General features: G+C 31.7%; 16 protein-coding genes. 5 read left to right on the top strand and 11 right to left on the bottom strand.

Annotated features, from left to right (window positions below):
* Positions 1 to 95 precede the first annotated feature (95 nt).
* The 5 genes from PG912_RS03325 to PG912_RS03305 form a co-directional block, all read right to left on the bottom strand.
* Positions 96 to 1,709, bottom strand: a complete 1,614-nt coding sequence (locus PG912_RS03325) for an amidohydrolase (RefSeq protein WP_275688474.1) — start codon at positions 1,707 to 1,709, stop codon at positions 96 to 98.
* The gene (locus PG912_RS03320) at positions 1,706 to 2,068 is read right to left on the bottom strand and encodes a DoxX family membrane protein (RefSeq protein ID WP_275688473.1); all 363 of its coding nucleotides are present in this window, start codon (positions 2,066 to 2,068) and stop codon (positions 1,706 to 1,708) included. Before PG912_RS03320 ends, PG912_RS03325 begins: the two co-directional genes overlap by 4 nt.
* A 3-nt stretch (positions 2,069 to 2,071) precedes the next feature.
* Positions 2,072 to 3,508 carry a M20/M25/M40 family metallo-hydrolase gene (locus tag PG912_RS03315; protein WP_275688472.1) on the bottom strand — a complete coding sequence of 479 codons (1,437 nt, stop codon included), beginning with the start codon at positions 3,506 to 3,508 and terminating at the stop codon, positions 2,072 to 2,074.
* A gap of 151 nt (positions 3,509 to 3,659) precedes the next feature.
* The gene (locus tag PG912_RS03310) at positions 3,660 to 5,453 is read right to left on the bottom strand and encodes a hypothetical protein (RefSeq protein WP_275688471.1); all 1,794 of its coding nucleotides are present in this window, start codon (positions 5,451 to 5,453) and stop codon (positions 3,660 to 3,662) included.
* Positions 5,454 to 5,480: 27 nt separating this feature from the next.
* Complete coding sequence (locus tag PG912_RS03305; RefSeq protein WP_275688470.1) at positions 5,481 to 8,468, bottom strand: tetratricopeptide repeat protein; 2,988 nt, start codon at positions 8,466 to 8,468, stop codon at positions 5,481 to 5,483.
* A gap of 159 nt (positions 8,469 to 8,627) precedes the next feature.
* Here PG912_RS03305 and PG912_RS03300 point away from each other — a divergent pair, with 159 nt between their 5' ends.
* Positions 8,628 to 9,311: a cell division ATP-binding protein FtsE gene (locus PG912_RS03300; RefSeq protein WP_275688469.1), complete on the top strand. Its 684-nt coding sequence runs from the start codon at positions 8,628 to 8,630 to the stop codon at positions 9,309 to 9,311.
* Between the two features lie 206 nt (positions 9,312 to 9,517).
* On the opposite strand, the gene mdh is transcribed toward PG912_RS03300, so the two are convergent.
* The 6 genes from mdh to asnB all read right to left on the bottom strand — a co-directional run bounded on the left by mdh (position 9,518) and on the right by asnB (position 19,148).
* A complete protein-coding gene (gene mdh / locus PG912_RS03295; RefSeq protein ID WP_275688468.1) occupies positions 9,518 to 10,444 on the bottom strand; it encodes a malate dehydrogenase in 927 nt (308 codons plus the stop codon).
* Between the two features lie 123 nt (positions 10,445 to 10,567).
* Positions 10,568 to 11,023 carry a DUF6588 family protein gene (locus tag PG912_RS03290; protein WP_275688467.1) on the bottom strand — a complete coding sequence of 152 codons (456 nt, stop codon included), beginning with the start codon at positions 11,021 to 11,023 and terminating at the stop codon, positions 10,568 to 10,570.
* Positions 11,008 to 11,607: a DUF6588 family protein gene (locus PG912_RS03285; protein ID WP_275688466.1), complete on the bottom strand. Its 600-nt coding sequence runs from the start codon at positions 11,605 to 11,607 to the stop codon at positions 11,008 to 11,010. The genes PG912_RS03290 and PG912_RS03285 overlap by 16 nt, the downstream gene beginning before the upstream one ends.
* Positions 11,608 to 11,693: 86 nt before the next feature.
* Positions 11,694 to 13,631 (bottom strand): DNA topoisomerase (ATP-hydrolyzing) subunit B, encoded by a 1,938-nt coding sequence (gene gyrB / locus PG912_RS03280; protein WP_275688465.1) that lies wholly within the window; start codon positions 13,629 to 13,631, stop codon positions 11,694 to 11,696.
* Between the two features lie 269 nt (positions 13,632 to 13,900).
* Positions 13,901 to 17,353, bottom strand: a complete 3,453-nt coding sequence (locus PG912_RS03275; RefSeq protein ID WP_275688464.1) for a pyruvate carboxylase — start codon at positions 17,351 to 17,353, stop codon at positions 13,901 to 13,903.
* Positions 17,354 to 17,483: 130 nt separating this feature from the next.
* Positions 17,484 to 19,148, bottom strand: a complete 1,665-nt coding sequence (asnB, locus tag PG912_RS03270; protein ID WP_275688463.1) for an asparagine synthase B — start codon at positions 19,146 to 19,148, stop codon at positions 17,484 to 17,486.
* Positions 19,149 to 19,622: 474 nt separating this feature from the next.
* On the opposite strand from asnB, the gene PG912_RS03265 reads away from it, so the two are divergent.
* From PG912_RS03265 to trpC, 4 genes are all read left to right on the top strand, one after another.
* A complete protein-coding gene (locus PG912_RS03265; protein ID WP_275688462.1) occupies positions 19,623 to 21,014 on the top strand; it encodes an anthranilate synthase component I family protein in 1,392 nt (463 codons plus the stop codon).
* Positions 21,015 to 21,101: 87 nt separating this feature from the next.
* Positions 21,102 to 21,680 carry an anthranilate synthase component II gene (locus tag PG912_RS03260; protein WP_275688461.1) on the top strand — a complete coding sequence of 193 codons (579 nt, stop codon included), beginning with the start codon at positions 21,102 to 21,104 and terminating at the stop codon, positions 21,678 to 21,680.
* A gap of 77 nt (positions 21,681 to 21,757) precedes the next feature.
* Positions 21,758 to 22,744, top strand: a complete 987-nt coding sequence (gene trpD / locus PG912_RS03255; protein ID WP_275688460.1) for an anthranilate phosphoribosyltransferase — start codon at positions 21,758 to 21,760, stop codon at positions 22,742 to 22,744.
* A 516-nt stretch (positions 22,745 to 23,260) separates the two neighbouring features.
* Entirely contained in the window at positions 23,261 to 24,049 is a 789-nt protein-coding gene (gene trpC / locus PG912_RS03250; protein WP_275689007.1) for an indole-3-glycerol phosphate synthase TrpC, read from the top strand.
* The last annotated feature ends 6 nt before the right edge of the window (positions 24,050 to 24,055 follow it).

Genomic DNA, 24,055 nt, shown 5'->3' with positions numbered 1-24,055 from the left:
AAAGATGCGTTTTTAAGTATAAAAAAACACGTTAAATAATAATTATTTAACGTGTTTTAAAAAGTTACTACTTTTATATCATTATAGTTCTTCTTTTAATTTACTTTTTCGCCGCTTACATACGTTGCTAAAACTTTTGTATTCGGAATTTCATCACCTTTAACAGTTACAATATCATTCTCTAAAATGATAAAATCAGCTATTTTACCTACCTCAATACTTCCTTTTTCGGTTTCTTCAAAATTAGCGTAGGCATTCCAAATAGTCATTCCTTTTAAGGCATTTTCTCTAGATAAAGCATTATTCATTTGATAACCTTCTTTTGGATATCCTTTTAAATCTTTTCTGATAGTTGCAGCGTAATAGGTATACAACGGACTCACATTTTCAATAGGAAAATCTGTTCCTAAAGCAACTTTTCCGTATTGTTTTAGTAAATCCTTATATGCATAAGCACCTTTAATTCTTTCTGACCCAACACGATCTTCTGCCCAGTACATATCGCTTGTTGCGTGTGTTGGTTGAATTGATGGTAAAATGTTTTTAAAATGATAAAAGTCTTTTAAATCTACAATTTGAGCATGTTCAATTCTCCAACGACGATTTTCTTTATTTTTCAATACTTTGTTATACGTATTAAGCATTACATAATTTGCAGAATCACCAATAGCGTGCGTATTCATTTGATATTCAGAACCTTCGATTCGTTTCGCTAAACGCTGAAGATCATCATATGAATTTACCAAAGCTCCAAAATGCCCTTTTTTATCAGCATATTCATCCTTTAAAGCAGCTCCTCTCGAACCTAAAGCTCCATCTGCATATACTTTTACCGAACGAACATGTAACTTATCAGTTTTAATAATTCCTTTTTTAAGATAATAATCTAGATTTTCTTTATTATTAGAAATCATTGCATACATACGGATTTTTAAATCGCCTGTTTGCTGCAAACTATCTATTAGTTCAATAACTTGCTTATCTAATCCCGCATCATCAACAGTTGTTAATCCTAAATCAAAACAAATTTTCTCAGCATCTTTTAAAGCCTGAATTTGTTCTTGTTTATTCGGTTTTGGAACTTTAATAAAATTCATTGCATTATCAATTAACACCCCCGTAAGTTTTCCGTCTTTGATAAGAATTTCGCCTCCATCAATTTTAGTATCAATTGTAATACCTGCTAAATTGATTGCCGCCTGATTTACCAACATTGCATGACCGTCAATTCTACGAACGGCTACAGGAATATTAGGAAACAATGCGTCTAATTTTTCTTTGGTAGGAAACTCTTTAATCTCCCAATCATTTTGATCCCAACCACGGCCTGTTATAAATGCTGTGTGTTTTTCTTTTTGAAATGCAACTAACTTTTCTAATACCTCTTCGTAGCTTTTTGTTCCTACTAAGTTCACTTTTTGCTGTTGCAAACCTAAACCGTAAAAATGACAATGTCCATCTATAAAACCAGGGTATACCGCTTTGTTTTTAGCATCAATAATTTTTGATGATGTGTATTTATCTTGTATCTCTTTATTAGTTCCGATAGCTATAAATTTACCATCTTTAATTGCAAAACTTTCAGCTTTATCAAAATTAGAATTAACGGTATATGTGTTTGAGTTAATTACAATCGCGTCTACTTTTTCTTGTTGTTTACAAGAAACAACAGCGATTGAAATTACAAAAAGTAATAATAATTTTTTCATGAGTTTGAATGTATTAAATAAGCGATATATAAAAGTAAGAGTTGTATAGGCAAGCGTATAATTGCAATTTTCTTAGAACCAATTGCGGGTTTTTCTTTAAATAAATCCCATATGTGTAATGGTAAAAAAATAACCATCAATATAAAAAAACCGATGGCTGCATTTTTTACTGTTGCATTAAATAAAAGACCTATTCCGATAACAAATTCTACAAAACCAGCAGCATAATTTACTAGTAACTTTGGTAATGGCTTTGGTATAAATCCGTTAAAAAAACGTGGCTTTACAAAATGCATAACCCCTATATATCCTAAAAACACTCCGAAGATTATTCGGAGTGTTAAGACTAAAATATCCATAATTTATGGCTTTAGTGTTTCTTTATTGTATAAATATTTATCCATCAAATACACAATACTTGCCATTGATGCGCTTCCTAATTCTAGTTCGCGTTTGTTTACCTTATCAAAAGTATCAGTAGCTGCATGATGGTAATCAAAATAACGTTGTGAATCTGGGCGATATCCAACCAGAGTAACATGTTCGTCTTTTAAAGGATCAATATCCGCACCACTTCCGCCTGCAGTAATATCATGCAATCCGTAAGGGGCTAATAATTTTTTCCAGCTTTGTAATAGTTTTCTGTTTTTATCATTTGCATCAATAGAAAAACCTCTTGGTGTGTGTCCGCCTGCATCTGATTCTAGAGCACCAATATGATGTTCTTTATTTAATTTTGCCAAACGCGCATATTCTGTAGCACCACGCAAACCATTTTCTTCATTCATAAAAAAGACAATGCGAATGGTATTTTTAGGTTTGATATTGTTCTTTTTTAATAAGTAAGCTACTTCTAACGATTGTACAATTCCTGTTCCGTCGTCATGAGCGCCATCACCTAAATCCCAAGAATCTAAATGCCCACCAATAACCATAATTTTATCTGGATTTTCACTTCCTTTAATTTCTCCAACCACATTGTGTGAAGGTGCATCTGGTAGTGTTTCACAGCTTTGTTTTAAATAAAATTTAAGTGTTGGATTCTCTTTTAAATGCTTACTTAAATTTTCGGCAGCACGAGAACTAATTGCTGCTGAAGGAATATATTCTGATTTAGGAATATCTCCATATCCCATTGATCCTGTATGCGGATAATCATCTATTCCATTTGTCATAGAACGAACAATAACTGCTTTCGCGCCGAACTTACCAACTGCTGCTGCTCCGCCAAAACGCTGACCAACACATCCGCCGTAGGCTTTAAATGTTTGAATTAATGTATTATCAAATGCTCCATTAAAAAAAACTATTTTTCCTTGTGCTTTGGCGCCTAATTTTTCAGCTTCTTTTAAACTTTTTACCTCAATAACTTCGGCTGTAATTCCGTTAATTGGTGTTGCAATAGATCCTCCGATAGCACAAACAGGCACGTTAATTTCTTTGCCGTTAAAATTATAATTAGCTACTTCTTTTTCTCCACGAACCCAATGCGGTACCATGATCGGCTGTAACCAAACTGAATCCAACCCTACTTCGTTCATTAATTTTTCACTCCAAATAACTGACTTCGCTGCTCCTTCTGAACCAGATAAACGGCTACCAACATTTGTAGTTAAATCTCGTAACCATTCGTAGGATTTACCCTCGGTTAATGCAGCGTTAAATAAGTGTTTTATTTGCGTAGAATCTATTTTTTCTTCCGAAGAAAAACCTTTAGAAGTTAAAGATATTTCTTTGTTTTCTGTTTTACAAGAAATTATAAATAGTCCTGAAATTAGTAGTAATGATAGTTTTTTCATTTATGACACTGTTTTAAAGTGCCATAAATGTAAGTTTTATATTTTAATATCAGAGCCGATAGCCAAGGTTTTAATTTAAACCCGTTTGCTATGGATTAAGCGCAACTATACTTTATAAATAGTTACGTGTACATATATTTAGATTCTTGTTTTAGAAAATAGAATCAAACTTCCAAGTTAAACCTCCCATGGCCTGAAATCCTTGTACATTAAAGTTATTAAATCTCTGATAACTATTATTTAATACATTATTAAGATTTAAAAACACAGAAAATGAGTCATTGAAATGATAACCACCATTAAAATTTATATCGAAATAACCATCTAAATCAATCGTTGAAAAAGTTTCTAATGGTAAAATATCATATAATTTTCCTTTTCGCTGTCCTACAAAAAAGAAGTTAGCACCAGCAAACCATTTATTAGTTTTGTATGTACCAAAGAGTTCCCCTTTAATTTTTGGAGTATTCCAAGGTTCTAATTCATTTGTTAACGTAAATTTATTAAACTGTCCGTTTAAACCTACACTAAGATTTTTAATTCCATCAAAAGCAACTTCACCAAAAAAGGATACTAATTTAATATCATCATATTCCGTATTAAAAGAATTTCCATAATCATATCCGAAAAAAGAAAAGGCATCTGTTCCTGCATTATTATTTCCGTCTGATTTTGATTGATTCAATGCAAAAAACGGATTGTTTTCTACCTCAGCATAACTTGCTTTAAAATTATAGCTAAATTGAGAATCTAACCTTCCTTTAATTCCCGCAAAAGCATTGTACTTTTTATTTGTTTGTAATATGTTTTGAGTTGGAGAAATGTAAGGGTTTTTATCTGATAATGATTTATAGGTATTTGTTTTTAGGTCTCCCGACACTCCAACAAAAACATTCGCAAAATCTTTCACAATAGGATACGAAACCTCTATATCTGGGTAGATAAAAAAGTTGTTGTTTTTATTTTGAATATCTAAAGAAAAATATGCTTTTGCCCCTATTTTTATCGCTAAATCTCGTACTCTAAAGTTATATGTTGGGTGCGCACCAAAAGTAAAAAAACTATGTTTTAACTCACTTCTAGTATTATAACTATTTTCGAAACTGGTTCCTAAATAACTTAACGTTGTATTAATGTAAAGATCATTTAATTCGCGGTGAAAATTATTTAAAGGAAATTTAAATTTTGCATTTCCATCAATTAAAAACTCACTACTACTCATTGCATCGGTTAAAAGCGAAACGGCAGCATTTCCTTCTTCTAAATAAGAATCCTCGAATTTAATGTTTCCGAAAATTGTAAACGAATTGTAAGATTGTTCTTCTTCTATGGCGCTAACAGTGGCATCAGTGAAATTTATATTTGTTGGTAGACCATACCAATTGTGTTTATTTCTTTCAGCTTTTAAACCTGCTTTCCAACTTAAATAACGTTCTTGCTGCGCATAAAACAAACTTAAGTTTAGATCATAAAAAGTACTGCTTAAACGTGTTTTTTCAACAGGATCTGCAGATAACAAGAATTTTAAATGCGCTCCGAATTCACTATTATAACTTTCGTTTCTTCTTATATGAGCTTCCAAAAAAGGGCTAATTTTATTCCCCAATCCTAAAGAAAAATAATTATCATATAACGCTTCTTTTTTTCCTAAATCTAACTTTTTCATCACACCACTTTTAGGTATAAAAGTTGAAGCAACAGGCACTGAAAAAATAGTATATTCTAATTCTTTTTTCTGCGTTTCTTTGGTGTGTTTTATTATTGGTTTTTGCTTAATTTTAAAAGCATCGGTAATTTTAGGAACATAAGAAGTAACTACATTAACAACTTCTGTTTTTATAATGGTATCCTTTGCTTTTTCGGGTGCTTTTTTTTCTTGCGCATTTGCAATTGAAATTACAAATAAAACAAGTAAACCTATGTGCTTTTTAATTGATTTAATCATTGAACTCTTTTTTGTTTTTAACAAATTTTAGTTTTGGGTGTTTACTGATTCGTTTGTTTTTGCTTCTTTATTCTTTATCGAACGAAGTTCGTTTGTAGCTTCTTCGGTAACATCTTTATATTGTGTAAAATTCTTAACAATATTTTCTAATATATAAGTAGCCTGATATGCATCTTTTAAAGCGTAATAATTTTTAGCCATTATAATATAACTTTTAACACCCCAATATTTATATGATGAGTAATTGGCTATTAAATTTTGCACCGCTTTATTAGATGTTTCGTAATCTTTATAATCGTTTAAAAAGAAAGCATTATAATACAATGTTTCTGCTTTTAACTCGCCCGTTGCTGTTTTACCAACTTCGTTAAAAAACTCTTCAGCTGTTAAAAAATCATTTGTTTTAAAAGCCGCACGTGCCATAATTATTTTAGCATCCTCAGTTATATTTGCTTCCATTTTACCAGCTCCTAAAACTTTTTCAGCATAGGTAATCGCATTCGAATATTCTTTCTTTTTATAATACCCTTTCATTAAATTACTTTGAGCAAAAATGATATTCTGCGGATAGTTAGCTTCTTTTTCAAGTTGCTTTAAAACAGGCATTCCCTTATCCCAGTTTTCTTCTTCTAAATAAATTTTAGCCAATTTAGTTAACGATTCTTCTGAAAATTCACTTTTATTTTGACTAATTACATAACTATAATGTGGAACTGCACTTTTAAATTGATGTGTATTATTATACGATTGTGCTAAATAAAAATGAGCTTTTAAAGCATTTATTCCAGTAGGAAATGTTTGAAGATATTTATTAAAACCTTCGATTGCTTTAGTGCTATTGTTCTCTAAAAATTTATTCTCTGCAGATTGGTAAGTCGCATTATCTAACTCGGCATCTGAAACATTTATAAATTTCACACCCTTAACCCATACAGCATACTCATCTACTTTACCAATATCTATATATACATTTTTAATATTGGTGACCGCTTGTTTTGCTTCTTTTGAATTTGGATGTTTTGCTACCACCTCTTTATATTTCTCTAAAGCTTTTGTGTTTTTATTATTGTTATAATACAATAAACCCTGACGTAACAATACATTAGGTACATAATTACTACTTGCGTGTTTTAACAACAAACTATTGTAAGTTTCTTGCGCCTTGCTAGAGTTATTTATCGTTGTATATGTTGTTGCTATCTGAAACAAGGCATCATCTTGTAATTGAGAATCCGCATAATTATTAACTAGCGTTTTTAAATTTTTGATTTTAGTTTCGTTTTCTCCCATAAACCCGTAACTCATACCAGTTTGATATTGCGCATAATCTGCACCAACACCACCTTCATTAATTACTTTTTTATATGAATTAATTGCTTTTGAAAAGTTTTTGGAAGCATAAAACGAATCACCTAGTCGGTTTGAAGCATCATCATTTATATCATTATCATCATATTTAATATCTAAGAACTGCTGAAAATGTTTCGCTGCATCCTCATATTTCTTTTGTTTAAAGTAAGTGTAAGCAATGTTGTATTCTAACTTTTTAGTATCCTCTAAATTTGTGTCCGTAATTAGTAAAAAGTTCTTTAAAGCTTCGTTGTAATTTCCTAATAAATATTCCGTTTCTGCAAACCAAAAAGTTCCTTTATTAATAACAATATTATTTTCTGATAAAGTAGCCTGTAAAAAATAAGGCTTCGCGGCTAATAATTTACCTTCATTAAATAACTGAATTCCTCTATACAACGAAACTTCGTTTGCTATCTTTTCGTTTTCTGGTGATTTAACACTATTTAAATAATCTAAAGCACCTTGATAATCTTGCTGATGCAAATAAGAAGTAATTAACAACTCGTTTATTTCAGCAGTATTTGGTGAATTTGGATATTTTGCTAAAAACCCTTTTAAAACATCAGGAACACTTTCGTACGGATTTCCTTGCTCGTAACTTAATTTCGCATAACTTAACGATGCACTTTCAGTTATTTTAAGGTCAAATTCCATCTCGCTCGCATTTTTAAATGCATTTAAAGCTGCTGGTTTTTGCTGCAATTCTAAATAACATTCTCCTAAATGGTAGTAAGCATTTTGTGCTACTTTATTGTTACCTCCTATAATTTTATTAAAATTACCAATTGCTGCTTCGTAGTTTTTTTGTTGATAATAAGCATAACCTAAATAATAATAATCGGTATTTGTCAACTTACCTCTTTTACCTTTATAAGCTTTTAAATAAGGAATTGCTTGGTCATATTTTTTAAGATTGAAATAACTCTCACCAACTATTTTAGAAATTTGAGATATCTCTTTTTCATCTTTTGATTCTTTTAAAAGTTTTTCACCAATTTTTACTGATTTATCAAAACGCCCGGCTTTAAAACTGATATCTAAAATATAGTAATTTGCTTTTGCTTGATAAGTAGCATCATTTGCTAATTGACTTAAATTATCCTCCGCTTCTCCAAAATTTTCTTGTTTGTAAGCAATATATCCGAAGTAATAACGCGCATCGTTTCCATAAATAGGGTTTCCTAATAAGGTTTGAAATCGAGACTTAGCATCTTTTAAATAATTAGAAACCAACAATGCATATCCCATTTTATAGTTCAACTCGTCTCTTTCTGGCTGACTTAATAGTTTTTCATTTACTTTTTGATACCATTTTAATGCGTGAGCCGCCTTTCTGTTTGCAAAATAATAGTTCCCTACGTTTAAAAAAGCCTTTTCTTTTTTGTTACTATATGGATGATTTTCTACAAACGCCAACACTTTATCATTTCCATTATCTTGAATCAGTTTTATAGCGCACATTGCATCATAATAGTCGGCATCTGCTTTGCTATTTTTATGATCTCCTGATTTTTGAGACACCTCAACAAACAACTCCTGTGCGGCTGCATAAGCTTTGTTATTATAAAGCTTTATTGCTTTATGATAATCGGATGTAATTTCTGAATTAATAGCTGATTCTTGTGCTATTATAGTTGTTGAAAAGACTATTAAAAATAACAAATAACAGCTTTTATTATAACAAATAAATCTCATGTTTTTTTAGATATATAAGAACTATAACGTTCTTTTTTTGTTTTTGTTGGTAAACGATGCATCAAAAGTAAGAAATGTTATAGAATTAAGTAATAAAATTTTAGATTTGTAAAAACGAATCGATATATGGAAAGACCTGTTTTACATCTTGAAAATGCTGATATTTATCAGCAAGATAATTTAGTATTATCAAAAGTTAACTTCAAATTAAATAGAGGTGATTTTTATTATTTGATAGGAAAAACAGGAAGCGGAAAAAGTAGCTTACTAAAAACCTTGTATGGTGATTTACGCCTACAACGTGGTTTAGGTGAAATTGTTGGTTTCGATTTAAAAAAAATGAAAGAAGATGACATTCCTTTTTTAAGAAGAAAACTAGGAATCGTTTTTCAAGATTTTAAACTTTTAAATGATCGAAATGTTTTTGAAAATTTAGAGTTTGTTTTAAAAGCTACTGGCTGGAAAAACAAAACCGATATGAAAGATAAAATCTATGAGGTTTTAGACAAGGTCGGCATGAAAGAAAAGTATTATAAGAAAACATTCGAACTTTCGGGAGGCGAGCAACAGCGAGTTGCTATTGCAAGAGCATTATTAAATGATCCTGAATTAATCTTAGCAGATGAACCTACTGGTAATCTAGACCCTAAAACTTCGTTAGAAGTAATGCAACTTTTAAATAAAATTCATATTAGCGGAAAAACAATTTTAATGGCTACTCATGATTATCAATTAATTGTAAAATTTAAGCAAAAAACAATTAAGTGTGAAGGTGGAGAATTGTTTGAAGTTGTACAGCAACAACAATAAAAAATTAATTTTCATAAAAAATAACCCACTTCACGAATGAAGCGGGAAATTGCTATGAAAAACTATGAAAAAGAAACACTATTAATGTTTCTCTATAATAAAGACGTTGCATTTTAAAGAACCTTACAACTTTAACATTAAAAAAAGACAAACCCCTGAATAATTAAATTATTCAGGGGTTTTATAATATTTGTACTAAATACTGTTTATAAATTTAAAGCAGCATTGTTATTTTTAACAGCTTCAGCTGAAGCAGCTAAATGCTCTTTTTCAGCAGCTGATAAATTAATTTCAACAATATTTTCAATTCCGTTTTTACCTAAAACAACAGGAACTCCAATACATAAATCGTTTAAACCGTATTCACCATCTAATAAAGTAGAACAAGGGAATATTTTTTTAGTATCACAAGCAATAGCTTGTACCATACCAGAAACTGCAGCACCTGGCGCATACCAAGCAGAAGTACCTAATAAACCAGTTAATGTAGCTCCACCAACTTTAGTATCTTGCATAACTTGTTCTAATCTTTCTTCTGATAAAAATTCAGAAACAGGAACAGAGTTACGAGTCGCTAAACGCGTTAAAGGTACCATTCCTTTATCAGAGTGACCACCGATAACTATTCCGTCTACATCAGAAATAGGCGCTCCTAAAGCTTCTGCTAAACGATATTTAAAACGAGCAGAATCTAAAGCTCCACCCATACCAATAATTCTATTTTTAGGTAATCCAGTTGCTTTATGCACTAAATAAGTCATTGTATCCATTGGGTTAGAAACCACAATGATAATCGTGTTAGGTGACTCTGCTACTAAACTAGCTGCAACCGTTTTTACGATACCTGCATTGATACCTAATAATTCGTCACGAGACATACCTGGTTTACGAGCAATACCAGAAGTAATTACACAAACATCCGATTCTGCAGTTTTACTATAATCACCAGTAGTACCTGTAATTTTAGTATCAAAACCATTTAAAGAAGCTGTTTGCATTAAATCCATTGCTTTACCTTCAGCAAAACCTTCTTTAATATCTACTAATACAACTTCTGATGCGAAATTTTTAATTGCAATGTACTCTGCACAACTTGCACCTACAGCACCTGCTCCTACAACTGTTACTTTCATTTTTTTATATATTTAATTGTGATGATTAATTTAAGTTGCACAAAAATAACGATTTGGCTATGGATATAAAAACAAAACCTCATTGAAGTTTCAATGAGGTTTTGTTTTTATGTTATTTATTTTTTATCTAAAACTAAAAGCAATACCTGCATTTACAGAATTATATTCTTGCATTGTATAACTTCCAAATATTTTAAAGAAACCTAAACTTAAACGTGTACCTATAGTTGCGTTAAAGCCACCTGTACTTGTACTTAAAGATAAAGGGTTTTTACCAAGGTCTTCTCTAACAACAACTGAAGGTATGGTTGAAGATTCATAATTAGCAACAAAGCTGTCACCTTTTAAATCTAAATCAGTACTCCCTCCGTTGTACCCAACTCCTCCATAAAAATTAATGATAGGAAAGTTAATAGACGCAATTGCTTGTACTGTATATGTGTTTAATCTAAATTCAGTAACTCCATTTCTAACTTCAATATCCCCATCAACATCACCGATAGTGTAATCTACATTCATATTAGTGTATGCAGCTAGTAAAGAAACATGTAAAGGCAGTTTATCTAAAGGCCAAACCAACTAGTAATTTCTTTTTTAAGTCCAATACCAAATAAGCTACCCTTTACATCGTCAGAGCCAACTTTTGGCACATAACGAACCATTGCTTCTAATTTAAAAGGAAGCCCCAAACCTACTTGAACAGAAGGTGCAGGAACAGCGTTGGCAGGTAAGTCTTCTTTTACTCCGTTAGGCATTGTGAAATCAGCAGAAACTGTTTGTCCGTTTACTGTAGTTTCATACCTTAAATCAGCGGGTGTAATATTTTCACTCCCTACAACGGTAGGAGATGAAGTAACCCCATTTGTAACTGTTGTGTTATTTGATAGGTTTAATTTAGCAATATTAAAAATTTCATCTTTTGAAGGAACAAAAGAAATATTAGCTCCTATTGTTATATCGAAACCAAATTTTTTGTGAACTTTAGCGGTGTGATACCAACCATTATTCATACTATAAATAAATCCTTTCATAGCCGGGTTCAAATAAGCATTCGTTAATTTAGAAGCATCTTCTTTTGCTAAAAGAATTGTTTCTAATTCTTGTGCTTTTGCATTAAAAGCTAAAGCGAAAACTGCTACTAATGATAAAATTATTTTTTTCATTTTACTAGGTTTTTATTTTCTACAAATGTAATAAAAAAGCTCAACCTTTTTAGATTGAGCTTTTTAGTTTTATTTAATTATGATTGTTACGCATCAATATTTGCATATTTTGCATTACGTTCAATAAAATCTCTACGTGGTGGTACTTCATCTCCCATTAACATAGAGAATACTCTATCAGCTTCTGTTGGACTATCAATTACTACTTTACGTAAGGTTCTAAACTCTGGATTCATGGTAGTATCCCACAACTGTTCTGCATTCATCTCCCCAAGACCTTTATAACGTTGAATATTTACGTTTCCTCCTAGTTTTTGAGCAATTAAATCACGTTGATTATCATCCCAAGCATATTCTCTTTTTTGTCCTTTTTTAACTAAATATAAAGGTGGCGTTGCAATATAAATATATCCTTGTTCAACCATTTCTTTCATGTATCTAAAGAAAAAAGTTAAAATTAAAGTTGCAATATGTGATCCATCTACATCGGCATCACACATAATAACTACTTTATGGTAACGAACTTTAGATAAGTTTAATGCTCTTGGATCTTCTTCTGTTCCGATAGAAACTCCTAAAGCTGTAAACATATTTTTGATTTCTTCGTTTTCAAAAACTTTATGCTGCATCGCTTTTTCAACATTTAAAATCTTCCCACGTAGTGGTAAAATTGCTTGAAAATTACGATCTCGACCTTGTTTTGCTGTTCCACCTGCCGAATCTCCCTCAACTAAGAAAATTTCACATTGTGCTGGATCAGTTTCAGAACAATCTGATAATTTACCAGGTAAACCACCAATACTCATTACAGTTTTACGCTGTACCATTTCACGCGCTTTACGTGCTGCATGACGTGCATTGGCTGCTAAAATTACTTTTTGAACAATGATTTTTGCATCATTAGGATTTTCTTCTAAGTAGTCAGTTAACATTTCTGAAACCGCTTGAGATACAGCTGAAGACACTTCTCTATTTCCTAATTTTGTTTTTGTTTGTCCTTCAAATTGTGGTTCTGCTACTTTTACAGAAACAATAGCTGTTAATCCTTCACGGAAATCATCACCAGCAATTTCGAACTTTACGTTTTTTAACAATCCTGATTCATCAGCATACTTTTTTAATGTATGTGTTAAACCACGTCTAAATCCAGATAAATGTGTTCCTCCTTCGTGTGTATTAATATTGTTTACATACGAGTGTAAGTTTTCTGAATACGAGGTATTATAAACCATGGCAACTTCTACCGGGATACCATTCTTCTCCCCTTCCATAGAAATTACAGTGGCTGTAAGTTGCTCGCGAGTAGAATCTAAATATTTAATAAATTCTGGTAAACCTTCATCACTATGAAAAGTTTCTGAAATAAAATTACCTTCATCATCTGTTGTTCTCTTATCTGTTAAGGTTATTGTAATCCCTTTATTTAAGAAAGATAACTCGCGCATACGAGTTGCCAATGTATCGTAATTAAATTCTGTAGTTTGCTTAAAAATTGACTTATCTGGTAAAAAGGTTACAATTGTACCCGTAAAATCAGTTTCTCCTATTGTTTTAACTGGGTATAAAGCTTTTCCTTGAGAGTATTCTTGTTGCCAAACTTTACCTTCTTTATGAACCGTAGCTGTTAAAAGGTCTGAAAGTGCATTCACACAACTTACACCAACACCGTGCAATCCACCAGAAACCTTATAAGAATCTTTATCGAATTTTCCACCAGCACCAATTTTTGTCATTACAACCTGTAATGCAGAAACACCTTCTTTTTTGTGAATTCCTACAGGAATACCACGACCATTATCTTTTGTTGTAATAGAGTTGTCTTCATTAATTGTAACATCTATAGCGTCACAATGACCTCCCATTGCTTCGTCAATAGAGTTATCTACAACTTCATATACTAAATGGTGTAAACCTCTAACACCAACATCTCCAATATACATTGAAGGACGCATTCTTACATGCTCCATTCCTTCTAATGCCTGAATACTGGAAGCATCGTAATTATTTTTATTTTCTTCGCTCATGATAAGTGAATTATTTAAGTTTTAATTTGAATAAACTTCCTAAAATAAAGAAAGTTTAACTTAACAAACTTACGTTTTTTTAAGGTGAAATAAAAGGGTTTAAAAGAGTAGTAGTGCTTTTTTATTGTTTTTTGATAAAAATAAAAAACGCTTTAAAACAGTGTTAAAACACTTTATTGTTGATTTTGGTGTTTTTGCAAGGTAGTTGAAATGATTAATAACAATAAAACCCCGCATAAGCGAGGTTTTATTGTTGAGGCTCTATTTTTTTACGACAGTTTCACAACTAAATCTTCTGAATTTACCATTACTCCACCTTTTAAAACGATTTGTTTTATTGTTGAGTCTTCAGTAGCTGTAATTGTAGTTTCCATTTTCATAGCTTCAATAATAAATAAAGGTTGATTTTTTATAACTTTTTCACCTTCTTTTACTAAAATAGCAGATAGCATTCCTTGTAATGGAGCGCCTATTTCTTTTGAATTACTTTTATCCGCTTTAGCGTTAATGATTTTATCAATTTTTATGGATTCATCTTTTATTTGAACAGATCTACCTTGACCATTCACTTTAAAATAAACCGTTACCATTCCGTCGTTATTTGGTCGTCCCACAGAATCTAAAGAAATAAGTAATGTTTTTCCTTTGTCTAGTTCAACAATAATTTCTTCGCCTCTTTCCATACCATAGAAGAAATTTTTGGTTGGTAGGTTTAATAAACTATCATATTTTAAATGTTTATTAAAAGCATCGGTAAATACTTTTGGATATAACTTATAAGATAAAAAATCTGTAATATCAATAGGTCTACTTAAATCGTTCTCAAATATTTTTCTGAACTCTGCGTATTCTTTATCAATATTTAAAGGTTCTATATGAGCGTTTGGTCTATCTGTATAAGGTTTTTGATCTTTTAAAATTAGTTTCTGAAGATCTTTTGGGAATCCGCCAACAGGCTGCCCTAAATCGCCTTTAAAGAAACTAACTACAGATTGCGGAAAAGAAATTGTATCACCGCGCTCTAAAACATCTTGTACCGTTAAATTATTACTTACTAAATATTGCGCCATGTCTCCAACTACTTTAGAACTTGGAGTTACTTTAACAATATCACCAAAAAGATGATTTACATCGCCATACATTTTGGTAATTTCATGAAAACGATCTTCTAATCCTAATGCTTGTGCTTGTGGTTTTAAGTTTGAATACTGACCACCCGGAATTTCATGTTTAAAAACTTCTCCTGAACCTGCTTTTAAACCAGATTCAAACGGATAATAATATTCTCTAACAGCTCCCCAGTAATTAGAATACTCATTTAAAGAATCAATATTTAAATTACTTTCTCTGTCATTAAATTTCATCATTTCTACAACCGAATTAAAATTAGGCTGTGATGTTAATCCTGATAATCCGCCAAGGGCGACATCTACCACATCAACCCCAGCTTCAATGGCTTTTAAATAGGTGGCTGATTGAATAGATGAAGTGTCGTGTGTATGTAAATGAATTGGAATATTTATTTCCTGTTTTAATGCCGAAACTAATTCGAAAGCAGCGTATGGTTTTAACAAACCAGCCATGTCTTTTATGGCAAGAATATGTGCACCAGCGTTTTCAATATCTTTGGCTAATTGCGTATAATATTTAAGATTGTATTTTTTGTTCTTCGGATTTAAAATATCGCTTGTATAACAGATTGATCCTTCGGCTAAACCATTTGTTTTATTACGAACATGTTCGATACAAGGAGCGATGGATTTCATCCAATTTAAAGAATCAAAAATTCTGAATATATCAACTCCATTTTCCCAAGATTGCTCAACAAATTTTTCAATTAAATTATCAGAATAAGCCGTATATCCTACTCCGTTAGAACCTCTAATTAACATTTGAAGTAATACGTTTGGCATTGATTTACGCAATAATTGTAAGCGTTCCCACGGATTTTCTTGTAAAAAACGCATACAAACATCAAACGTTGCGCCTCCCCAAACTTCCATACTAAAAATGTCAGGATTGTTTTTTGCGTATCCTTCTGCTACTTTTAACATATCAAAAGTTCGCATTCTGGTAGCTAATAAACTCTGGTGAGCATCACGCATTGTGGTATCTGTAAAATGAACTTTCTTTTCATTTTTTAACCACTGAGAAAATTTTTCTGGTCCTAATTCTGTTAATAAATCTTTTGTTCCTTTAGGGAAACTAGCATTTGCATCAAACTTAGGAACGATAGGTTTTACGAATGTTTTTGTTGTGTCTATTTTTTTTACATCCGGATTTCCGTTTACAATAACATCACCTAAATAAGTAACTAATTTTGTGGCTCTATTTCTAGGAGCTTTAAAAATAAATAAATCAGGTGTTTCTTTGATAAAATTAACAGTTACTTCTCCTTTTCTAAAAGTTTCGTGCTTTAAAATGTTATCAAGAAAAGGCATGTTTGTCTTTACTCCTCTAATTCTAAATTCAGCCAAAGCTCTACGAACTTTTCTACAGGCGCCATCAAGAGTTCTGCTGTTTGCAGTAACTTTTACTAGCATCGAATCGAAAAATGGAGAAATAACTGCACCTTGATAAACACTACCGGCATCTAAACGAATTCCGAATCCAGAAGCACTTCTGTAAGTGGTAATTTCTCCGTAATCCGGTTTAAAATCGTTCTGCGGATCTTCGGTTGTAATTCTACATTGTAGCGCATAACCATTTACTTTTACAGCTTCTTGATTTGGTATTTTTATTTGTTGATCTGCTAGTTTATATCCGCCAGCAATAAATAGTTGAGTTTTTATTAAATCGATGTTTGTTACCACTTCGGTAACCGTGTGTTCTACCTGAACCCTTGGATTTACTTCAATAAAATAGATAGAATCATCATCGTCAACCAAAAATTCTACCGTACCAATATTATTATAATCAACTGCTTTACAAATATCGATTGCATATTTATAAAGCGCATCTTTTATTTCTTGCTTTAAATCGAATGAAGGTGCAAATTCAATTACTTTTTGATAACGACGTTGCACAGAGCAATCGCGCTCAAAAAGGTGTACTGTATTTCCGAAATTATCGGCAACAATTTGTATTTCTATGTGTTTCGGGTTTTCTACAAATTTCTCTAAAAAAACAGTGTCATCACCAAAAGCATTTAACGCTTCACGTTTACTTTCATTAAAAGCTCTTTTTAATTCGTCGGCTTTTCTAATAACACGCATTCCCCTTCCGCCACCACCAGAAGCAGCTTTTAACATAATCGGATATCCAATTATTTCAGCTTCACTTAAAGCAACATCAATATTTATTAAAGGCTTTTCGTTACTTCTTATTACGGGAATATTATTTGCAACAGCAACTTCTTTTGCGGTGATTTTATCTCCTAAAGATTTTAATACAGATACTTTGGATTCAATAAAAATAATACCATTGTCCTCACACTTCTGAGCAAGATCTGCATTTTCAGATAAAAAACCATAACCAGGATGCACTGCATCGGCACCACTTTCTAATGCAACCCTAATAATTTCGTCAATATTTAAATACGGTTTCAGCGGTGCATTATTTTCGCCTATTTGATAAGACTCATCTGCTTTATATCTATGTAATGAATACCTATCTTCAAAGGTGTAAACACCTACCGTTTTAACATTGATTTCTGTACAGGCTCTAAAAATTCTGATAGCAATTTCCCCTCTATTTGCGACAAGTACTTTTTTAATTTTCATTCTTATTGTGGTGTGTTTAGAAAATGGTTAGCGAACATTCGCTATAAATGCAATAAATGCTGATGAGATTATCAATTAATTTTTAAATTAGAATATCATAGTTTGCTAACTATCAACTTAAAAACTAGTTTTAATACGCGTCGTCATGTACGCTCATAATTGCTCTACCTGATGGTTCGTTCATGTTTTTAAAAGCCTCATCCCATTCTAATGCAATTTTTGTGCTACAAGCAACACTTGGCTCTTGCGGAACACTTAACGCAGCCGTATCACTAGGAAAATGGGCTTCGAAAATGGCTCTGTAATAAAACTCCTCTTTGTTTTGTGGTGTTTGTATCGGAAATCTAAATTTTGCATTAGCCAATTGTTCATCTGTAACTTCCTTGTCTACTACTTCCTTTAAAGTATCAATCCAATCATAACCTACACCATCAGAAAATTGTTCTTTTTGTCTCCAAGCAACGCTCTCTGGCAACATATCTTCAAATGCTTTTCTAATCACCCATTTTTCCATACGTTCTCCGTTAATCATTTTATCTTTCGGATTGATGCGCATAGCAACATCTATAAACTCTTTATCTAAAAACGGAACACGACCTTCAATTCCCCAAGCCATTAAACTTTTGTTAGCTCGTAAGCAATCGTACATGTGTAATTTATCTAATTTACGAACCGTTTCTTCGTGAAATTCTTCGGCATTTGGGGCTTTATGAAAATATAAATACCCACCAAAAATCTCATCAGCTCCTTCACCAGATAACACCATTTTAACTCCCATCGATTTAATAACACGTGCCATTAAATACATTGGTGTAGAAGAGCGAATAGTAGTAATATCGTATGTTTCGATGTTGTAAATCACATCTTTAATAGCATCTAAACCTTCTTGAATGGTAAATTTTATTTCATGGTGTACTGTACCAATATGATCGGCAACTTTTTGAGCTGCCGCTAAATCTGGCGAACCTTCTAATCCAACAGAAAAAGAGTGTAATTGAGGATACCAAGCTTCCGATTTATCGTCTGATTCTATTCTTTTTTGCGAGTATTTTTTAGCAATTGCTGATATTACAGAAGAATCTAATCCGCCAGAAAGTAAAACACCATAAGGCACATCACTCATTAATTGTCTGTGTACAGCAGCTTCTAAAGCTTCTTTAACCTCTGCAATACTAGTTTCGTTTTCTTTTACAGCGTCGTACTCTGACCAGTCTCTTTTGTACCATTGTACAAATTTTCCATCTTTACTCGACATATAATGACCTGGAGGGAATAATTCAATTTTAGCACAAACTCCTTCTAGAGCTTTTAATTCAGAAGCAACATAAAAAGTTCCGTTTTGATCCCAGCCAATATATAAAGGAATAATCCCCATATGATCACGAGCAATAAAATACTCGTCTTTTTCAACATCATACAAAGCAAAACCAAAAATCCCGTTTAAATCATCTACAAAATCAACACCTTTTTCTTTGTAAAGTGCTAAAATCACTTCACAATCAGAAGCTGTTTGAAACTCATAAGAACCTGTAAGGTTTTTAGCTAATTCTCTGTGGTTATAGATTTCTCCGTTTGCGGCTAAAATTAATTTTTTATCAGCACTAAATAAAGGTTGTTGACCAGAAGCGGGGTCAACAATTGCCAAACGCTCATGTGTCATAATAACTTTGTCATCACTATAAATTCCGCTCCAATCTGACTCACGATGTCTAATCTTTTTAGACATTTCTAATAACTGAGGTCTTAAACTCTCAGAAGACTCTTTTAAATCAAACGCACATACAATTCCACACATAACTTTTATATTTTTATTACCTCAAGCAAATTGAGATATTTAGTTCTTATTTATGCTACAAATCACGGTATATAGTTCGTTTTTAAAAACAATATTTTAATTTATGATTTCAATTTTAAACATTAAATTGAAAAACAAGTATTATATGTAATTATCATATTGTATTTTTACCTGATATCATAATGCTTTAAAACATCAACATTAAAAAGTAAAATAAATTTTGCTAAATCAAAAACACTTTATACATTTGTCGCATAATGATGAAACAAAACAACATATGGTGGTGGAACTCTCTTAATAGTTAAGTGAGAAGAAACCTATATGTATATAATATAAAAAAAGGCTTATCTCACGATAAGCCTTTTTTGTTTTTTTAAACAATAAAACAAATGTCTCCTCGAGCGCAGTCGAGAGGTTATAGACAAGAAAAGAGATTAAATTGGTCTCGACTGCGTTCGACCTGACAAGTTTAAAATGGAAAAAATAAAATTTAACACAATAACAAAAAGTAAAATTTCTGATACCGTAACTCCGGTTGGTTTGTATTTGCGATTTAGAGATAAATACGCAAACACCTTACTACTAGAAAGTTCAGACTATCATAGTAAAGAAGAAAGTTTTTCTTTTATTGCTATTGAACCTGTGGTTACGATGAAAGTTGAGGATCATAATTTTACTGTTTCTAAAAAAGGAAAAACAATTTCAGAAAGTAAAATAGATAAGAACTTTTATACCTTATTTGATGGTTTTTCAAAGTCAATCGCTTTAGATTGCCCCCCAGCATTAAAATCATTTAACGGTTTATACGGATATTCAACCTACGATAGTGTTCAGTATTTCGAAAACATACAGTTAAATGTAAAAGATGCGCCTTCTAAAATACCTGTAATGCAATACAGTTTCTACCGATTTATTATAGCAATCAATCATTTTAATGATGAAATGACGCTGATAGAAAATATTGAAGAAGGAACGGAGTCGAGAATTTCAGAAATAGAAACTATAATAGAAGCGCAGGCTTTTAATACGCAAAAATTTGAAATTAGCGGAGAAGAAACTTCAAATTGCACGAATGACGATTTTAAAGAATATGTAAAAAAAGCAAAAGCACACTGTAAGCGTGGCGATGTTTTTCAATTGGTATTATCACGTCAGTTTCAACAAAAATTTAAAGGAGATGAATTTAATGTGTATAGAGCATTACGCTCAATAAATCCGTCGCCATATTTATTTTATTTCGATTACGGATCTTTTAAATTAATGGGGTCTTCACCAGAAGCTCAAATTAAAATAAATGAAGGAAAAGCTATCATAAATCCAATTGCCGGAACTTTTAGGCGTACCGGAGATATGGCAAAAGATATAAAACTTGGCAAGCAATTATCCGAAGATAAAAAAGAAACTGCCGAGCATGTAATGTTGGTAGATTTGGCAAGAAATGATTTAAGTAAACATGCCGATAAAGTAAAAGTTGAGGTGTTTAAAGAAGTGCAATATTTTAGCCACGTAATTCATTTAGTATCTACCGTAAAAGGAAGTATTAAAGGAAATCCGATAGAAATTGTAGGAGATACTTTTCCTGCCGGAACTTTAAGCGGAGCACCAAAATACAAAGCCATGCAATTGATAGATACTTATGAAAATCAATCTCGCGGATTTTATGGTGGTGCAGTCGGAATCATCGGTTTAGACGGTTCGGTAAATCTTGCCATCGCAATTCGCTCTTTCGTTAGTAAAAATAACGTTTTGTATTATCAAGCAGGTGCGGGAATCGTAATTCATTCCGACGAAGAAAAAGAGTTGCAAGAAGTAAATAATAAATTAGCAGCATTAAAAAAAGCGTTGACTTTAGCTGAAAATATTTAGGGCGTTTTAACAGGCTTTCCACTATATCTTTTTATTGAAAATAATAAAAAGGATGCCGTTTCAATCCTTAACGCAAAAAAACAAAAGATGAAAATATTAGTACTAGATAATTACGATTCGTTTACCTATAATTTGGTACACATGATACAAGATATTACAGGTAATTTGCCTGATGTATATAGAAATGACGAAATTTCTGTAACCGAAATAGAAAGGTACGATGTTATTATTTTATCACCAGGACCTGGAATTCCTGATGAAGCAGGTATTTTAAAAGAGGTTATAAAACAATATGCAGGTAAAAAACCTATTTTTGGGGTTTGTTTAGGCTTACAAGCAATTACAGAAGTTTTTGGAGGAAGTATAGAAAACATGGGAGAGGTTTTTCATGGTGTTGCCACAGAAATGGAAGTTATTAATAAAGAGGCTGTTATTTTTAAAGGAATTACACAAAAATTTCAAGCGGCAAGATATCATTCTTGGATTGCTTCAAATGAAAACTTCCCAACAGAAATTAACATTACAGCTGTAGATGAAGATGGCGGAATTCAAGCAATTGAACATAGCGTATTTAATATGTCGGCAGTACAATTTCATCCAGAATCTATCTTAACAGAAGTTGGCGAGCAAATAGTTCGTAATTTTTTAAATAACGTAAAAAAGTAAATTATCTCTTCGAGCGCAGTCGAGAGGTTTTATTTAGATCTCTATTTTGCTCAATTAAATAGAATAAGCTTAGAAAAATGAAAGAAATTTTAAACGATTTATATCAACATAAAAAATTAACAAAACCACAAGCAAAACAAGTTTTGATTGATATTGCTTCGGGTAAATTTAACGAAGCGCATTTGGCTTCTTTTATGACCGTTTTTATGATGCGCCCTATTTCGGTTAACGAGCTTTCAGGCTTCAGAAATGCGTTGATAGAATTAGCAATAAAAGTAGACTTTTCTGATTATAACACCATCGACATTGTTGGTACAGGTGGCGACGGAAAAGATACTTTTAATATCTCTACATTAACGTCTTTTATTGTTGCCGGAACCGGGCAAAAAGTAGCAAAACACGGTAACTATTCAGTGTCATCTCAATCAGGTTCGTCAGATATGTTAGAAAGTTTCGGATATGAATTTACCAATGACGAAGCTGTTTTAAAATCACAATTAGAACAAGCTAATATTTGTTTTTTACACGCGCCAAAATTTCATCCAGCAATGAAAGCAGTAAGCTCAACAAGAAAAGCATTAGCGTTAAAAACGTTTTTTAACATGTTAGGACCTTTAGTAAATCCTAGCTCACCTAAAAATCAATTATTAGGAACTTTTAATTTAGAAGTTGCCCGTTTGTATAATTATATTTTACAAGAGGAAGATACAAATTATGGTATTGTTCACGCCTTAGATGGTTATGATGAAATATCTTTAACAAGCGGATTTAAATTGTTTACCAAAAACGGAGAGCAATTAATTAACCCGGAAGATGTAGGTCAGAAAAGAATAGAACAATCAGCTATCTTTGGAGGAAAATCTGTTGCTGATGCTGCAAAAATATTCAAAAATATAATTGAAGGAAATGGTACCGAGGCACAAAATAGTGTGGTGTTAACAAATGCAGCATTTGCCTTAAAAATTATTGATGATAAGAAGAGTTTTCAAGATACTTACGAAGAAGCAAAAGATTCTTTGTTAGGTTTAAAAGCGAAAGATTGTTTAAACAAATTAGTGAAATAAATTAAATGTCAGTTCGAGTAAATTTATGAAGAATGAATAAATTTGTATCGAGAACAAAATAACTTCTCTATATAATTTTCTCATAAAATCGAAAATCACTCGAAGTGACAAAGAACGAGAAAAAGAGTTTTCAAGATGCAATAGATTCTTTGTTAGGATTAAAAGCGAAAGATTGTTTAAATAAATTAATGAAATAAATTAAATGTCAGTTCGAGTGAATTTATGAAGAATGAATAAATTTGTATCGAGAACAAAATAACTTCTCTATATAATTTTCTCATAAAATCGAAAATCACTCGAAGTGACAAAGAACAAGAAAAAGAGTTTTCAAGAAGCAATAGATTCTTTGTTAAGATTAAAAGTGAAAGATTGTTTAAATAAATTAGTAAAATAAATTAAATGTCAGTTCGAGTAAATTTATGAAGAATGAATAAATTTGTATCGAGAACAAAATAACTTCTCTATATAATTTTCTCATAAAATCGAAAATCACTCGAAGTGACAAAGAATAGCAATATGACAATACTCGATAAAATAATAGCGTTTAAAAAAACAGAAATAGCCAAGATTAAAGCAGAAGTTCCTGTAAGTAAATTGGTGGAAAGTCCGAATTTTAAAAACGCCCCTTTCTCATTAAAGAAAGAACTATTAAAAGTTGGTTCAACAGGTATAATAGCTGAATTTAAGCGTCAATCTCCTTCAAAAGGAATCATTAACGATAAAGCCACTATCCTAGAAGTTACGGAAGGTTATTTAGACGCAAATGTAGCAGCGCAATCAATTTTAACAGATACTTCTTTTTTTGGAGGAACCATGGCCGATTTATTAGAAGCTAGAACTGTAAATCAGTTACGACCAATTTTAAGAAAAGATTTTATTGTAGACGGATTTCAAATTGTTGAGGCTAAAGCAATCGGAGCTGATGTTATTTTATTAATAGCAGCTTGTTTAACCAAGCAAGAACTTAAAAATTACGGTCAGTTAGCAAACGACATAGGTTTAGAGGTTTTGTATGAAGTTCACACGCAGGAAGAGTTAGATAAAATTAACGATTTAGATAATAAGATTATCGGAATTAATAATCGTAATTTAAAAACTTTCGAGGTAGATTTAGAACATTCTATAAAACTGGCAAGTCAAATACCAGATACAGCAATTAAAGTTTCTGAAAGCGGAATTTCTGATCCAAGGATTATTACTGGACTAAAAGAGCATGGTTTTCAAGGTTTTTTAATTGGTGAAACTTTTATGAAAACCGATAATCCGGGATTAGCTTGTAAGGAATTCATTGATCAAATACGATAAATATGA

Source organism: Tenacibaculum retecalamus (assembly GCF_027941755.1).
Lineage (GTDB): Bacteria > Bacteroidota > Bacteroidia > Flavobacteriales > Flavobacteriaceae > Polaribacter > Polaribacter haliotis_B.
Note: the sequence above shows the minus strand (reverse complement) of the source record. Positions and strands in the feature narration are given on the sequence as shown.